Genomic DNA, 14,418 nt, shown 5'->3' with positions numbered 1-14,418 from the left:
GGTCAACGACCACTCCGAGGGCCACCGCCGGCTGCCGCGGGCCGACGAGGACCCGGACCGCCCGCCGGCCGGCCGCCGGCGCCCTCCCCGCCTCCCCGCCCCGCAGCCGCAGCCGCCGCAGCCGCAGCCCGGCGGCGAGCCGGGGGCCTGAGGGGCCGCGCGCGGGCCGCCGTACTCTTGACCGGTGCGGATACGTGCACACAGCAGGTTCAACGAGGAGGCGCTGCGGTGACTGAGCTTCGGTTTGTCCATCTGGGCTTCGGGCCGGAATCCGTCGAGTACACCGAGGCCTGGGAGGAGCAGCGGCGCGTCCACGCGGCCCGCTTCGCCGACGAGATCGACGACACCTGCCTGATGGTGGAGCACGAGCCCGTCTACACCGCGGGCCGCCGCACCGACCCCAGCGAGCGCCCGCTCGACGGCACCCCCGTCATCGACGTGGACCGCGGCGGCAAGATCACCTGGCACGGCCCGGGCCAGCTGGTCGGCTACCCGATCATGAAGCTGCCCCGCCCGGTCGACGTGGTCGCCCACGTCCGCCGCCTGGAGGAGGCCCTGATCCGCACCGCGGCCGAGTTCGGGGTGGAGACCACCCGCGTCGAGGGCCGCTCCGGCGTCTGGGTGCTCGGCGACCCGGTCGAGGAGCGCCCGAAGATCGGCGGCCTGTCCCTGGACTTCGACCCCCGGATAGGCGACGACGAGTTCGACGCCCGTCTCAACGGCCCCGAGTACGCCCCGTCCAACGCCGGCCAGCGCCGCGAGGACCGCAAGCTCGCCGCGATCGGCATCCGCGTCGCCAAGGGCGTCACGATGCACGGCTTCTCCTTCAACGTGAACCCGGACAGCACCTGGTTCGACCGGATCATCCCCTGCGGGATCCGGGACGCCGGTGTGACCTCGCTCTCTTACGAACTGGGCCGCGAGATCACCATCGCCGAGGTGCTGCCGGTCGTCGAACGGCACCTGAAGGACGTGCTGGAGCACGCCGAGCTGAAGCCGCGCGAGATCGAGCGGGAGCCGGAGCCGGCCGCCGGCTGACGCCGGCGGGAATGTGTCCTGCCGCCCCCGGGTTGGCCGGACGTAAGAGCGTACGAATTACGGGCGTACCCTGGTGGGCGCCGAAGAATCGAAGTCACAGGGAGCCGGTCGTGTCCGCAGTCGCACCCGACGGACGCAAGATGCTGCGCCTGGAGGTCCGTAACGCCCAGACCCCCATCGAGCGCAAGCCCGAGTGGATCAAGACCCGGGCGAAGATGGGCCCCGAGTACACGAAGATGCAGAACCTCGTGAAGGGCGAGGGGCTGCACACCGTGTGCCAGGAAGCCGGCTGTCCGAACATCTACGAGTGCTGGGAAGACCGCGAGGCCACGTTTCTCATCGGCGGCGACCAGTGCACCCGGCGCTGTGACTTCTGCCAGATCGACACGGGCAAGCCCGAGGCCCTCGACCGCGACGAGCCCCGCCGCGTCGGCGAGTCCGTGGTCACGATGGACCTGAACTACGCCACCATCACCGGCGTCGCCCGCGACGACCTGGCCGACGGCGGCGCCTGGCTGTACGCGGAGACGGTGCGCCAGATCCACCAGCAGACCGCGGGCCGCGAGGGCGGCCACACCAAGGTCGAGCTGCTGGCCCCCGACTTCAACGCGGTCCCGGAGCTGCTGGAGGAGGTCTTCGCCTCCCGCCCCGAGGTCTTCGCGCACAACGTCGAGACCGTGCCCCGGATCTTCAAGCGGATCCGCCCCGGCTTCCGCTACGAGCGCTCCCTCGACGTGATCCGCCAGGCCCGCGCCTACGGCCTCGTCACCAAGTCCAACCTGATCCTGGGCATGGGCGAGGAGCGCGAGGAGGTCTCGGCGGCCCTCAAGGAGCTGCACGAGGCGGGCTGCGAGCTCATCACCATCACCCAGTACCTGCGGCCCTCGCCGCGCCACCACCCCGTGGAGCGCTGGGTGAAGCCGGCCGAGTTCGTCGAGCTGGCGAAGGAGGCCGAGGAGATCGGCTTCTCCGGCGTGATGTCCGGTCCGCTGGTCCGCTCGTCGTACCGGGCCGGCCGCCTTTACGCGCAGGCGATGGAGAAGCGCGCCGAGGCGTGATCCACTTCGTCACACTCCGTGTGAAGTCGGGCACAATAACTTACTAAGCGGTAATGCGCGATGACGCGGCCCCTAGGCTCTTTCATATGGGAGAGCCCGGCGGGCCGCGTCAATCTTTCATCACGTTTGACCCACCGGTCATGCCCTGGTAACACCAGTCAGTGACGCTGGATCCACGCACCGCACACGCCACCGATGCGAGTACCGAGAGTAGGGACCGACATCATGCAGGCCGCGCCCGTCCGCGCCATCGCCATCCCGTCCTTCAGTGAGGCCTTCCGCGGCATCGAATCGCTGCTCATGAGCGGTGCCCGGCGCAACGCCTGGACGGCCGTCCTGGAGGACCGCCGCAGGGCCAAGGACCGGGTGGAAACCGAGCACGTACTCGAGGCCGCGGCGACCCGTACCCACAAGGCCACGTAAACTTCGCCTTATGGCGAGGAAGTCAAACGCAGAGACTGCTGCGAACCCCGGGCGACTGAAGCAGATCGCCCTGACGTACAAGATGACGCGCAAGGCCGACCCGAAGGTCGGTCTCATCGTCGCGGGCGTGGGAATCGTCACCTTCGGTGTCTTCCTTGCGATCGGCTTCCTGATCGGCCACCCGGTCTACCTGGGCATCCTGGGTCTGCTGGTGGCGTTCCTCGCGATGGCGATCGTCTTCGGACGGCGGGCCGAGCGGGCTGCCTTCGGGCAGATGGAGGGGCAGCCGGGCGCTGCCGCGGCCGTACTGGACAACGTGGGACGGGGCTGGACGACCACCCCGGCCGTCGCGATGAACCGGAACCAGGACATCGTCCACCGGGCCGTCGGCAAGGCGGGCGTGGTCCTGATCGCCGAGGGCAACCCGAACCGGGTGAAGTCCCTGCTCGCGGCCGAGAAGAAAAAGCTGGCCCGGATCATGCCCGACGTGCCGGTCCACGACTTCATCGTGGGCACCGGCGAGGGCGAGGTGCCGCTCAAGAAGGTCCGCACCACGCTGCTGAAGCTGCCGCGCGTCCTGCCGGGCGACCAGATCACCATCGTCAACGACAAGCTGCGGGCCATGGGCGACCTGATGAGCAACATGCCCATCCCGAAGGGCCCGGTCCCCGGACGCGGCATGCGCGGCCAGCGCCCGCGCTGACCGTACCCACGTATACGAAACACAGGAGCGCCCTGCGAGCCGTCCGGCCCGCAGGGCGCTCCCGCGTTCGTTCGCTTCTCGTTTGCTCCTCAGATGCGGACCTGGACCGCGCCCGAGAGCCGGTCGTGCAGTCCGCGGCCGTCCCGGTCCCAGACGAGCGCCGGGATGACCAGTGCCAGCAGCACCGTACGGAGCACCACGCGCGGCAGGCCGAGGCGGCCGCCGTTCTGCGACATCACCCGGAGTCCGAGGATCCGCTTGCCGGGCGTGAAGCCCACCGTGCCGACGGTCAGGACCGACAGGGCCACGAAGAGTCCCAGCGTCCAGTTGCCGGCCCTGGCCAGGTCGCCATGGGTGATGAGCCCGTATGCGATCAGCTGGCAGCCGATCCAGTCGATGGCCAGGGCGCCGAGCCGGCGCCCGAAGCGGGCCACGGAGCCGGGCCCCGACTGCGGCAGGCCGAGCTGCTGGCCCGGATAGCCGAAGTCGACGCCCATCTCCTCGGCGGCCGCGCGGGGGCCGGAGAGCCAGGAACCGATTGCTTGCCTGTTGTCCACTCCACCACGGTACCGGTGCGCTTCGACGGGACCTGGACGGGACCCTGGTTAACTTGTGCGAAACAAATGGGTCATGCTTGGGAAATCCCGTCTGCTTATGGTCGGTCAGCGTGCGGCACCGCACTGACGCACCGCACCACGAGCTATAAAGCCCGTCCCTGCCCCGGGGACCGGGAGTAGGAGGAGTTGGATGTTCAAGAACGCCGACGAAGTGAAGCAGTACATCGAGGAGAACGACGTCAAGTTCGTCGACGTCCGCTTCTGCGACCTGCCTGGTGTGATGCAGCACTTCACCATTCCGGCGCGAGCGTTCGACCCGGCGGAGGAGCTCGCCTTCGACGGTTCCTCGATCCGCGGCTTCCAGGCGATCCACGAGTCGGACATGGCGCTGCGTGCCGACATCACCACCGCGCGTCTGGACCCGTTCCGCAAGGACAAGACGCTCAACATCAACTTCTTCATCCACGACCCGATCACGGGTGAGGCCTACAGCCGCGACCCGCGCAACATCGCCAAGAAGGCCGAGGCCTACCTCGCCTCCACCGGCATCGCCGACACCGCGTTCTTCGGCCCCGAGGCCGAGTTCTACGTGTTCGACAGCGTGCGCTTCGCGACCTCCGCGAACGAGGGCTTCTACCACATCGACTCCGAGGCCGGCGCCTGGAACACGGGCTCCGAGGAGAACAACCGTGGTTACAAGGTCCGCTACAAGGGTGGTTACTTCCCCGTAGCCCCGGTCGACCACTTCGCCGACCTGCGTGCCGAGATCTCCCTTGAGCTGGACGCCCAGGGCCTCCAGGTCGAGCGCCAGCACCACGAGGTCGGCACCGGTGGCCAGGCCGAGATCAACTACAAGTTCAACACGCTGCTGGCCGCGGCCGACGACCTGATGCTCTTCAAGTACATCGTGAAGAACGTCGCCTGGCGCAACGGCAAGACCGCGACCTTCATGCCGAAGCCGATCTTCGGTGACAACGGCTCGGGCATGCACGTCCACCAGTCCCTGTGGGCCGGCGGCGAGCCCCTCTTCTACGACGAGGCCGGCTACGCGGGCCTGTCGGACACCGCCCGCTACTACATCGGCGGCATCCTCAAGCACGCCCCGTCGCTGCTCGCCTTCACCAACCCGACGGTGAACTCGTACCACCGCCTGGTCCCGGGCTTCGAGGCGCCGGTCAACATGGTGTACTCGCAGCGCAACCGCTCCGCCGCCATGCGCATCCCGATCACGGGCTCGAACCCGAAGGCCAAGCGCGTCGAGTTCCGCGCGCCGGACCCGTCCTCGAACCCGTACCTCGCCTTCGCGGCGCTGCTCCTCGCGGGCCTCGACGGCATCAAGAACAAGATCGAGCCGATGGAGCCGATCGACAAGGACCTCTACGAGCTCTCCCCGGACGAGCACGCGAACGTCCCGCAGGTCCCGACCAGCCTCGAGGACGTCCTCAAGGCCCTGGAGGAGGACCACGAGTACCTCCTGGCCGGCGGTGTCTTCACCCCCGACCTGATCGAGACCTGGATCGACTACAAGCGCACGCACGAGATCGCCCCGATCGCGCAGCGTCCGCACCCGCACGAGTTCGAGCTCTACTTCGACCTGTAAAAAAAGTCGGAGGCGGGCCCGCACACGCGGGATCGTGCCTGCTGGGAGGCCCCCCGCCGCTCTTTTCGGAGAGCGGCGGGGGGCCTCCTGCTTTTGACAGGCCGCCCGAGCGGAGTAACGGTTGAGTGGGACGTAAAAGCCCGATAAGCCCGATAAGCGATACATGTTCGGAGGTGCATGAAGATGCGCCGTAGGATCATCGGTGCCGCCGTCGCGGGTGCCGCAGGGGTCACGCTGGCGCTGCTGCCGCTGAGCAGCGCGTCCGCCCATGACCACGACGGGAACTGGAACCGCTCGAGTCACTCCCGCTGGGCTAATAACTGGGACGATGACGACGACTGCGGTCACGGCAACAACTGGCGTCACAACAGCAACTGGAACGACCACGACTGGGGCCGTTGGGACAACGCCAACTGGTACCACGACTGGGGCGGCTGGCGCTGACCGCGCCGTACCCGCTCGACCTCTACCCGGTGCCCCTGCCCCGCGCTCAGCGGAGCAGGGGCATCGCGCCGGTCAGCTCCCGCAGGCAGCGCACCGCGAGGTCGGCGGGGGAGCCGGGGCCCGAGACCGGGGCGTCGCCGGCGGACCACAGTTCCAGGGCGACGCGGATCGCGTCGGTGGCGGCCGCGGACACCAGGCGCACGGACATCTCGTCCGCCTCCGGCCCCGCCAGCCGGGCCACGATCGGGGCCAGGCGCTCCTCGGACTCCTGGTTGACCCGGTACCAGACGGCGCGCAGCGCCTCGTCCGTGGCGGCCGCGCGCAGCAGGCCGCGGGTGACCTCCAGGCCCTCCTCGACGGCCTTGGAGTCGCTCAGCGCCCGCGTCACGGCCCGTTCCAGCGCCTGCGCCAGCGGGGTGGCGGGGTCCTCCTCGGCCAGCAGGGCGCGCCAGGCGTCGCCGCCGCCCGCGAGCAGCGGGGCCACGGCCTCCTGCTTGTTGCGGAAGTAGCGGTAGAAGGTGCGCAGCGCGACCCCCGCCCGGTGCGCGATGTCCTCCGCCGTGGTCGCGTCGGGGCCGTGCGCGGCGAAGAGGTCGCAGGCGGCGCGGGCGATGTCCAGCTGGGTGGCGGCCTTGCGGCGCTCCGTCAGCGACTGGGTTCCGGAACCGCTCTGGGGGGTGTACGGGCGGGGAGATCTCACGGGTGAAGCGTACCGCCAGTCGGATCAGATGGATGCAATTGATGCCAGTCTGGCAAAACGTGCCATCTCCTCGGTACGCTGCATCCCATGAACCGTTACGAAGGACGTCGTGTCCTCATCACCGGCGGTGGCTCCGGCATCGGCCAGGCCACCGTGCACCGCATTCTCTCCGAGGGCGGCCGCGTCCACACCGTGGACGTCAACGAGGCCGGACTGAAGGCCACCGCCGAGCAGGCGGCCGCCGCCGGCCACGCCGGCCGGCTCACCACCGCCGTACTGGACATATCCGACGAGACCTCGGTCAAGGAAGGCGTCGCCGCCGCCGTCGACGCCCTCGGCGGCATCGACGTGCTGGTCAACGCGGCGGGCATCCTGCGCTCCGCGCACACCCACCAGACCACGCTCGACTTCTGGAACAAGGTCATCGCGGTCAACCTGACCGGCACCTTCCTGATGATCCGCGAGTCCCTCCCCGCGCTGCTGGCGGGCGACCAGCCGGTCGTCGTGAACTTCAGCTCCACCTCGGCGAGCTTCGCGCACCCCTACATGTCCGCCTACGCGGCCAGCAAGGGCGGCATCCAGTCGATGACCCACGCCCTCGCCGCCGAATACAGCAAGCAGGGCCTGCGCTTCGTCTCCGTCGCCCCCGGCTCCATCGAGAGCGGCATGACCACCGGCACCGGCCCGGGCCTGCCCGAGGACACCGACTGGTCCCTCTTCACCAAGCTCGCCCCGGCCCTCGGCCAGGGCTTCGCCGGCCCCCAGACCGTCGCCGGCGTCGTCGCGATGCTGGGCTCCGAGGACGGCGCCTTCATCACCGGCACCGAGATCCGCATCGACGGCGGCACGCACTACTGAGCCGGCTCAGCCCCCGAAGCGGTCCCAGAGCCGGGGGAAGCGCTCCGCGAGCACGGCTTCGTTCTCGAAGTCCAGCGGGGCGCCCTCCGGCTCCTCCGCCTGCAACGGGATCCCCAGGTCCGGGGCCACCGCCCCGGTCAGCTGCTCGTACGCCTCGTCGGCCGCGTACCCCAGCTCCTCCCCGTCCCCGTCGATCTCCTCGTCGAACTCGCCCAGCAGCTCCGCCAGGTGGTCCGGATCGTGCACCCCGCCCTCGAAGACCTCCCGGCCCTGCCCGATCAGCCAGCACCGGAAGTAGTCGAACGCGTCGTCGCTGGCCCCGCCGAGCAGCACCCAGGCCGCCCCCCACAGGTCCCAGGTGTACGCGCGGTTGTACCGCGACTCGAAGTGCCGCGCGAAATCCAGCACGGAGTCGGGATCCAGCTGCGTCAGCCGTTCCACGAGCAGCTCGGCATGCTCCTCGGGGTCGCCCCCGGCGGCCTCACGGCTACGGTCGACGATCTCCCAGAACTCCGTCTCGTCCATCACGGAATACAGCATCCGGGCTCGACCCCCACCCCGCCACCGCTCATACGGCCAAAGGCCGGTGTCCGGTAGCCCGCCCGGCCGCATACTCGAACCCGACGGATCCGACAGCGGGAGGGGCGCGGATGCAGGGGGAAGTGCTCGAAGGCAGGTACCGGCTGGAGCGGAAGCTCGGCGGGGGCGGCATGGGCGAGGTCTGGAGCGCCCTCGACACGCGGATGCTGCGACCGGTCGCCGCCAAACTCGTCCACGCCGTGCCCGGCATGGACACCACCCAGGTCGAACAGCGCTTCATGCACGAGGTGCGCTCGGCGGCCGCCCTCCCGCACCGGCACACGGTCACCGTCCACGACTGCGGCGAGGCGTCGCTCGCGGGCCGCAGGTACCTCTACCTGGTGATGGAACGCATCGACGGCGAGACCCTCGCCACGCTTTTCCGCGGGGCCGTGCCCGTCCCCTGGTACGACGTCGCCCACTGGGGCGGCCAGATCGCCACCGCCCTGTCCGCCGCCCACGCGCGCGGCATCGTCCACCGGGACGTCAAGCCCCAGAACGTCATGCTCACCTCCGCCGGCGTCGTCAAGGTCCTGGACTTCGGGCTCGCGAAGTTCCTCGGCGAGACGCTGCGCGTCGCCGACCTCACCGTCAGCGGCACCGCCATGGGCACCTTCGCGTACATGTCCCCCGAACAGTGCCGGGGCGACTCCCGCATCGACCACCGGGCCGACCTCTACAGCCTGGGATGCCTGCTCTACGAGGGCCTCGCCGGCTCCCCGCCCTTCACGAACGCCGCCCCCCACGCCCTGCTCTACCAGCAGGTCCACGAACAGCCCCGCCCGCTCCCCGCGGGCCGGGCCCCGGCCGGCCTCACCGAGCTGGTGATGCACCTCCTGGCCAAGGACCCGGCGCACCGCCCGCCGGACGCGGCCACCGTCGTCGGCGAACTGGACCGCCTCCTGGCCGCGTACCGCGAACCCCCGGCCCGGCCGCCCGTCGTACCGGGCGGCGCGGACGGCCCGGCGGAGCTGGCCCGGATGCGCGCCGAGGCGCAGCGGGAGATCACGGAGCTGCGGGAGCGGGTCACGCGCGAGGTGACGGCCGTCCGGGCCGAGGCCCAGCAGCACGCCCAGGCCAAGCGGGAGGAGGCCGACGCCCTCTTCGAGGAGACCCGCGCCAAGGCCGCCCAGGCCGCCTCGGACTTCGAGACCAACCTGGCCAAGCGCCGCGAGCAGTCCGAGCGCGACCTGGCCTGGCGTCAGCAGAAGGCCGAGAAGCGCCTCACGGAGATCGAGCAGCGGGCCGAGCAGCTGACCGTGGAGGCCGTGAAGCTCAGTACGGACGCCCAGCGGCGGGCCCGCCAGACGGTGGAGGCCGCGCAGCGCCAGAGCGAGGACATCGTCGCCGACGCCAACGCCAAGGCCGACCGGGTCCGCGCCGAGTCCGAGCGCGAGCTGGCGGCGCTCACCAACCGCCGCGACTCCATCACCGCCCAGCTGACCTCCGTCCGCGAGATGCTGGCGCAGCTGACCGGCGCGGCGGTGGCGGCGGCAGCGGCCCAGGAGGAAGCGGTCCCGCAGCAGGAAACGACCTGAGGCGGCCCGCCCCCGAAGGGACGGGCCGCCTCACGGTCGGGCGGGGCCGGGCCTACAGGCCGTAGCGCTCCCGGGCCTCCTTGACGGCCGAGGCCGGGACCTCGCCGCGGCGGGCGAGCTGGGCCAGGGCGGCCACCGCGATGGACTGCGCGTCGACGCCGAAGTGGCGGCGGGCGCCCTCGCGGGTGTCGGAGAGGCCGAAGCCGTCCGTGCCCAGCGAGGTGTAGTCCTGCGGGACCCACTGGCTGATCTGGTCCGGGACCTGGCGCATCCAGTCGGACACCGCCAGGACCGGGCCCGGGGCGCCCTCCAGCACGCGGGTCACGTACGGGGTGCGCTCCTCGCCGCGCAGCAGGGCCTCGTCGCACTCCAGCGCGTCGCGGCGCAGCTCGCCCCACGAGGTGGCGGACCACACGTCGGCGGCCACGTTCCAGTCGGCGGCCAGCAGCCGCTGCGCCTCCAGGACCCAGTGGATCGCCGTACCCGAGGCCATGAGCTGGATCTTCGGGGCGTCGGCGGCCGGGGCGGCCTCCAGGGCGGCGGCCGTGTTGAAGCGGTACAGGCCCTTGAGGATGCCCTCCTCCACGCCCTCGGGCATGGCCGGCTGGACCTTCGGCTCGTTGTAGACCGTCAGGTAGTAGAAGACGTCCTCGGGGTTCTCCCCGTACATCCGCTTCAGACCGTCCTTGACGATCACCGCGATCTCGTACGCGAACGCCGGGTCGTAGTTGAGCGACGCGGGGTTCGTGGAGGCGATCAGGTGCGAGTGGCCGTCCGCGTGCTGGAGGCCCTCACCCGTCAGGGTGGTGCGGCCGGCCGTGGCGCCGACGATGAAGCCCTTGCCGAGCTGGTCGGCGAGCTGCCACATCTGGTCGGCGGTGCGCTGCCAGCCGAACATCGAGTAGAAGATGTAGAACGGGATCATCGGCTCGCCGTGCGTCGCGTACGACGTGCAGGCGGCGATGAAGTCGGCCATGGCGCCGGCCTCGGTGATCCCCTCGTTGAGGATCTGGCCGTCCTTGGCCTCCTTGTAGTACATCAGCTGGTCGCGGTCGACCGGCTCGTACGTCTGGCCCAGCGGCGAGTAGATGCCGGCCGACGGGAACAGGGACTCCATACCGAAGGTACGGGCCTCGTCGGGGACGATCGGCACCCAGCGCTTGCCGGTCTCCTTGTCCCGCATCAGGTCCTTGACCAGGCGGACGAAGGCCATGGTGGTGGCCATCTCCTGCTTGCCGGAACCCTTGATGAGCGGGGCGAAGGAGCGGTCGGCCGGGGCCGGCAGGGCCACGTGGTGGACCTTGCGGGCCGGGGCGGGGCCGCCGAGGGCCGCACGGCGCTCCTGCAGGTACCGCACCTCGGGGCTGTCCGCGCCCGGGTGGCCGTAGGGGACCTTGCCGTCGACGAAGGCGCTGTCCGGGATCGGGAGCCCAAGGAGGTCGCGCATGTCCTTGAACTCGTCGACCGTCAGCTTCTTCATCTGGTGGTTCGCGTTCTTCGACTCGAACCCGGCACCCAGCGTGTGGCCCTTGACCGTCTGCGCCAGGATCACCGTCGGCGCGCCCTTGTGCGCCAGGGCGGCCTTGTACGCGGCGTAGACCTTGCGGGGCTCGTGGCCGCCGCGCGAGACGTGGAAGCACTCGGCGATCTTCGCGTCGGACAGCACGCCCGCCAGCTGCACGAGCTCGGCGTTGGCGCCGAAGAAGTGCTGGCGGATGTAGGCCACGTCGCGGGTCGCGTACGTCTGGAACTGCGCGTCCGGTACCTCACGGATGCGGCGGACCAGGGCGCCCGTGGTGTCGAGCTGGAACAGCTCGTCCCAGGCGGAGCCCCACAGGGTCTTGATGACGTTCCAGCCGGCACCGCGGAACTGGGCCTCCAGCTCCTGGACCACGCGGAAGTTCGCGCGGACCGGGCCGTCGAGGCGCTGCAGGTTGCAGTTGATGACGAACGTCAGGTTGTCGAGCTGCTCGCGGGAGGCCAGGGCCAGGGCGGCGGTCGACTCGGGCTCGTCCATCTCGCCGTCGCCGAGGAAGGCCCAGACGTGCGAGTTGGAGGTGTCCTTGATGTTCCGGTTCTGCAGGTAGCGGTTGAAGCGCGCCTGGTAGATCGCGGAGAGCGGGCCGAGGCCCATGGAGACCGTGGGGAACTCCCACAGCCACGGCAGGCGCCGCGGGTGCGGGTAGGACGGCAGGCCGTTGCCGCCGGACTCCTGGCGGAAGTTGTCGAGCTGCTGCTCGGAGACGCGCCCGTCGAGGAAGGCGCGGGCGTAGATGCCGGGGGAGGCGTGGCCCTGGATGTAGAGCTGGTCGCCCGATCCGTCGGCCTCCTTCCCGCGGAAGAAGTGCTGGAAGCCGGTCTCGTAGAGCCAGGCCGCCGAGGCGAAGGTGGCGATGTGGCCGCCGACGCCGTACTTGGAGCCGCGGGTCACCATGGCGGCCGCGTTCCAGCGGTTCCAGGCGGTGATCTTGGCTTCCAGCTCCTCGTCACCCGGGAACTCGGGCTCGGCGGAGGTGGGGATGGTGTTGACGTAGTCCGTCTCCAGCAGCTTCGGCAGGGCCAGGCCGGCGGCCTCGGCGTGCTGGAGCGTACGGCGGAGCAGGTATTCGGCGCGGCGCGTACCGGCGGCCTTGGCGACGGCGTCGAGAGAGGCCGCCCATTCGGCGGTCTCTTCGGTGTCGCGGTCCGGGAGCTGGTCGAGCTCGCTCGGAAGCTTTCCTACGGGGTCGGACATCGGTGTGCGCCGCCTTCCGGACAAAGGAGAGGAGGTGGTGAAGAAAACCCTGACGGGCAGGACAGGGCCGATGGGCCCGGGTTGGGGCCCGGAGTGACTGTAAATCCCTGATCGATGATCGATCAAATAAAAGTGACGAATATTCGACGCTCGGGCGAAAGTCGGCACCGGGTGCCATGAACTCAGGCACGCCGTGCCGGTTTCATCAGTACACGCCAAAGCGCTGGAAACCTGCTGGAGGATCGCTGAAAACCGCAGGTCAGAGAGGGGTCGGCGAGGTCAGGCGCTGCGCGGGGCGCAGCCCAGGACGTGCCGCTTCACCAGCACCCCGATGTCCGGGTCCTGGCCGCGGAAGGCCGCGACGAGGGCCTCGTGCTCCTCGGCGTACGACTTCTGGACGGTTCCCAGCCACCGGATCGACAGGGCCGTGAAGACCTCGATCCCCAGGCTCTCCCAGGTGTGCAGCAGCACGCTGTTCCCGGCCGCCCGCACCAGCTCCCGGTGGAAGCCCACCGTGTGCCGCACCTGCGCCGTGCCGTCCTGGATCCGGTCGGCCTCCCACAGGGCCGCCACGTGCGGCTCCAGGGCCGAGCAGTCGGCCGCCAGCCGGGGCGCGGCCAGCTCGGCCGCGATCTGCTCCAGACCGGCCCGGACGGGGTAGATCTCCTCCAGGTCGGCCGCCGAGAGGTTGCGCACGCGCACGCCCTTGTTCGGCGCCGACTCGATCAGCCGCAGCGTCTCCAGCTCGCGCAGGGCCTCCCGCACGGGCGTCTGGCTGACCTCCAGCTCGACCGCGATCCGCCGCTCGACGATCCGCTCGCCGGGCTTCCAGCGGCCGCTGACGATCCCCTCCACGATGTGCTCGCGGATCTGCTCGCGCAGCGAGTGCACGACGGGTGGGGTGATCATCGGGGTTCAACTCCTGTGTGTGCGGACACGCGGGGCCTGATGCCTAGACACCTAGACAATAAGGCCGCCGTGGCCTGCTCCGATGCGTTCGTGGTCAGGGACGCAGGGTGAGGCTCGTTACAACGACGGCGCCCCCGCCCGGACGAATCCGGGCGGGGGCGCCGTAAGCGGCAGATCACTGCACGCCCGGGCCTTAGAGGCCGAGCTCGACCTCGAACTCGCCGGCCTCGAGGATCGCCTTGACGGCGGTGAGGTACCGGGCCGCGTCCGCGCCGTCCACCAGGCGGTGGTCGTAGGACAGGGTCAGGTACGTCATGTCGCGGACGCCGATGACGGTGCCCTCCTCGGTCTCGATGACCACGGGGCGCTTGACCGTGGCACCGATGCCCAGGATCGCGACCTGGTTCGGCGGAACGATCACCGTGTCGAACAGCGCACCGCGCGAGCCGGTGTTGCTGATGGTGAAGGTCGCGCCGGACAGCTCGTCCGGGGTGATCTTGTTGCCGCGGACCTTGGCGGCCAGGTCGGCGGTCGCCTTGGAGATGCCCGCCAGGTTGAGGTCACCGGCACCCTTGATGACCGGGGTCATCAGGCCCTTCTCGGAGTCCACGGCGATGCCGATGTTCTCCGAGTCGAAGTAGGTGATGGTGCCCTCGTCTTCGTTGATCCGGGCGTTGACGACCGCGTGGGCCTTCAGCGCCTGGGCAGCGGCCTTGACGAAGAACGGCATCGGGGACAGCTTGACGCCCTCGCGGGCGAGGAAGCCGGCCTTGGCCTTCTCGCGCAGCTTCATGATCTTGGTGATGTCCACCTCGACCACGGAGCTGAGCTGCGCCTGCGAGTGCAGGGCCTTCATCATGTTGTCGCCGATGACCTTGCGCATGCGGGTCATCTTGACCGTCTGACCGCGCAGCTCGGACACCGCGGCCGGAGCCTTGGCGGCGGCCGGAGCGGCGGCGACCGGAGCCGGGGCGGCGGCCGCGGCCTTGGCGGCCTCGGCGGCGGCCAGGACGTCCTGCTTGCGGATACGGCCACCGACACCGGTGCCCGTGACCGTCGACAGGTTGACGCCGGACTCCGAGGCGAGCTTGCGCACCAGCGGGGTCACGTAGGCGCCCTCGTCACCGGCCGAGACCGGGGCGGCGGGGGCGGCCGGGGCGACCGGAGCCGGGGCGGCGACCGGCGCCGGAGCGGCCGGGGCCACCGGAGCCGGAGCGGCGACCGGGGCAGCCGGAGCCACCGGGGCCGGAGCGGCGACCGGCGCCGCGGGGGCGACC

The 14,418-nt window shown here is 70.3% G+C and carries 13 protein-coding genes and 2 pseudogenes; 9 read left to right on the top strand and 6 right to left on the bottom strand.

The features are described from left to right. Positions 1-228: 228 nt before the first annotated feature. From lipB to ACFVXK_RS31080, 4 genes are all read left to right on the top strand, one after another. Positions 229-1,038 (top strand): lipoyl(octanoyl) transferase LipB, encoded by an 810-nt coding sequence (lipB, locus tag ACFVXK_RS31095; protein WP_358895692.1) that lies wholly within the window; start codon positions 229-231, stop codon positions 1,036-1,038. Positions 1,039-1,148: 110 nt separating this feature from the next. Further along, on the top strand, positions 1,149-2,096 hold the full coding sequence (lipA, locus tag ACFVXK_RS31090; RefSeq protein WP_389618133.1) for a lipoyl synthase: 948 nt from the start codon (positions 1,149-1,151) through the stop codon (positions 2,094-2,096). A gap of 225 nt (positions 2,097-2,321) precedes the next feature. After that, positions 2,322-2,519, top strand: a complete 198-nt coding sequence (locus tag ACFVXK_RS31085) for a hypothetical protein (protein WP_389618130.1) — start codon at positions 2,322-2,324, stop codon at positions 2,517-2,519. A gap of 10 nt (positions 2,520-2,529) precedes the next feature. After that, positions 2,530-3,222, top strand: a complete 693-nt coding sequence (locus ACFVXK_RS31080) for a DUF4191 domain-containing protein (RefSeq protein ID WP_389618127.1) — start codon at positions 2,530-2,532, stop codon at positions 3,220-3,222. A gap of 89 nt (positions 3,223-3,311) precedes the next feature. On the opposite strand, the gene ACFVXK_RS31075 is transcribed toward ACFVXK_RS31080, so the two are convergent. Beyond that, positions 3,312-3,779, bottom strand: coding sequence for an RDD family protein (locus ACFVXK_RS31075; RefSeq protein WP_389618125.1), 468 nt, complete (start codon positions 3,777-3,779; stop codon positions 3,312-3,314). Between the two features lie 190 nt (positions 3,780-3,969). Here ACFVXK_RS31075 and glnA point away from each other — a divergent pair, with 190 nt between their 5' ends. Both glnA and ACFVXK_RS31065 read left to right on the top strand, forming a co-directional pair. After that, entirely contained in the window at positions 3,970-5,379 is a 1,410-nt protein-coding gene (gene glnA, locus ACFVXK_RS31070; protein WP_366452721.1) for a type I glutamate--ammonia ligase, read from the top strand. Between the two features lie 177 nt (positions 5,380-5,556). Beyond that, positions 5,557-5,823 carry a hypothetical protein gene (locus ACFVXK_RS31065; RefSeq protein ID WP_389618120.1) on the top strand — a complete coding sequence of 89 codons (267 nt, stop codon included), beginning with the start codon at positions 5,557-5,559 and terminating at the stop codon, positions 5,821-5,823. A gap of 46 nt (positions 5,824-5,869) precedes the next feature. Here the strand turns inward: ACFVXK_RS31065 and ACFVXK_RS31060 are convergent, their stop codons facing one another. Continuing rightward, complete coding sequence (locus ACFVXK_RS31060; RefSeq protein WP_389618117.1) at positions 5,870-6,523, bottom strand: TetR family transcriptional regulator; 654 nt, start codon at positions 6,521-6,523, stop codon at positions 5,870-5,872. 87 nt (positions 6,524-6,610) lie between these two features. Here ACFVXK_RS31060 and ACFVXK_RS31055 point away from each other — a divergent pair, with 87 nt between their 5' ends. Further along, positions 6,611-7,381 carry an SDR family NAD(P)-dependent oxidoreductase gene (locus ACFVXK_RS31055; RefSeq protein WP_389618114.1) on the top strand — a complete coding sequence of 257 codons (771 nt, stop codon included), beginning with the start codon at positions 6,611-6,613 and terminating at the stop codon, positions 7,379-7,381. Between the two features lie 6 nt (positions 7,382-7,387). Here the strand turns inward: ACFVXK_RS31055 and ACFVXK_RS31050 are convergent, their stop codons facing one another. Next, positions 7,388-7,906: a DUF4240 domain-containing protein gene (locus tag ACFVXK_RS31050; RefSeq protein WP_389618137.1), complete on the bottom strand. Its 519-nt coding sequence runs from the start codon at positions 7,904-7,906 to the stop codon at positions 7,388-7,390. 125 nt (positions 7,907-8,031) lie between these two features. Here ACFVXK_RS31050 and ACFVXK_RS31045 point away from each other — a divergent pair. Continuing rightward, positions 8,032-8,814, top strand: a pseudogene (locus ACFVXK_RS31045) (serine/threonine-protein kinase); the annotation flags it as partial. A gap of 195 nt (positions 8,815-9,009) precedes the next feature. Beyond that, positions 9,010-9,498, top strand: a pseudogene (locus ACFVXK_RS31040) (cellulose-binding protein); the annotation flags it as partial. 52 nt (positions 9,499-9,550) lie between these two features. Here the strand turns inward: ACFVXK_RS31040 and aceE are convergent. From aceE to sucB, 3 genes are all read right to left on the bottom strand, one after another. Continuing rightward, complete coding sequence (aceE, locus tag ACFVXK_RS31035; protein WP_389618111.1) at positions 9,551-12,232, bottom strand: pyruvate dehydrogenase (acetyl-transferring), homodimeric type; 2,682 nt, start codon at positions 12,230-12,232, stop codon at positions 9,551-9,553. A 279-nt stretch (positions 12,233-12,511) separates the two neighbouring features. Further along, positions 12,512-13,138, bottom strand: a complete 627-nt coding sequence (locus tag ACFVXK_RS31030; protein WP_358895717.1) for a GntR family transcriptional regulator — start codon at positions 13,136-13,138, stop codon at positions 12,512-12,514. Positions 13,139-13,334: 196 nt separating this feature from the next. Continuing rightward, positions 13,335-14,418: 2-oxoglutarate dehydrogenase, E2 component, dihydrolipoamide succinyltransferase (gene sucB / locus ACFVXK_RS31025; protein ID WP_389618108.1), on the bottom strand; the 1,084-nt coding region annotated here is incomplete at its 5' end.

Source organism: Streptomyces sp. NPDC058157, from assembly GCF_042884105.1.
Taxonomy (GTDB): domain Bacteria; phylum Actinomycetota; class Actinomycetes; order Streptomycetales; family Streptomycetaceae; genus Streptomyces.
The sequence above is the reverse complement of the archived record's forward strand: the minus strand, read 5'-3'. Positions and strand labels throughout refer to the sequence as shown.

What these genes read in the sequence shown, in the direction of transcription:
- ACFVXK_RS31085 (WP_389618130.1), top strand. Translation starts at nt 2,322, where the DNA reads ATGCAGGCCGCGCCCGTCCGCGCCATCGCCATCCCGTCCTTCAGTGAG.
- ACFVXK_RS31080 (WP_389618127.1), top strand. Translation starts at nt 2,530, where the DNA reads ATGGCGAGGAAGTCAAACGCAGAGACTGCTGCGAACCCCGGGCGACTG.
- glnA (WP_366452721.1), top strand. Translation starts at nt 3,970, where the DNA reads ATGTTCAAGAACGCCGACGAAGTGAAGCAGTACATCGAGGAGAACGAC.
- ACFVXK_RS31065 (WP_389618120.1), top strand. Translation starts at nt 5,557, where the DNA reads ATGAAGATGCGCCGTAGGATCATCGGTGCCGCCGTCGCGGGTGCCGCA.
- ACFVXK_RS31055 (WP_389618114.1), top strand. Translation starts at nt 6,611, where the DNA reads ATGAACCGTTACGAAGGACGTCGTGTCCTCATCACCGGCGGTGGCTCC.
- ACFVXK_RS31050 (WP_389618137.1), bottom strand. Translation starts at nt 7,906, where the DNA reads ATGGACGAGACGGAGTTCTGGGAGATCGTCGACCGTAGCCGTGAGGCC.
- aceE (WP_389618111.1), bottom strand. Translation starts at nt 12,232, where the DNA reads ATGTCCGACCCCGTAGGAAAGCTTCCGAGCGAGCTCGACCAGCTCCCG.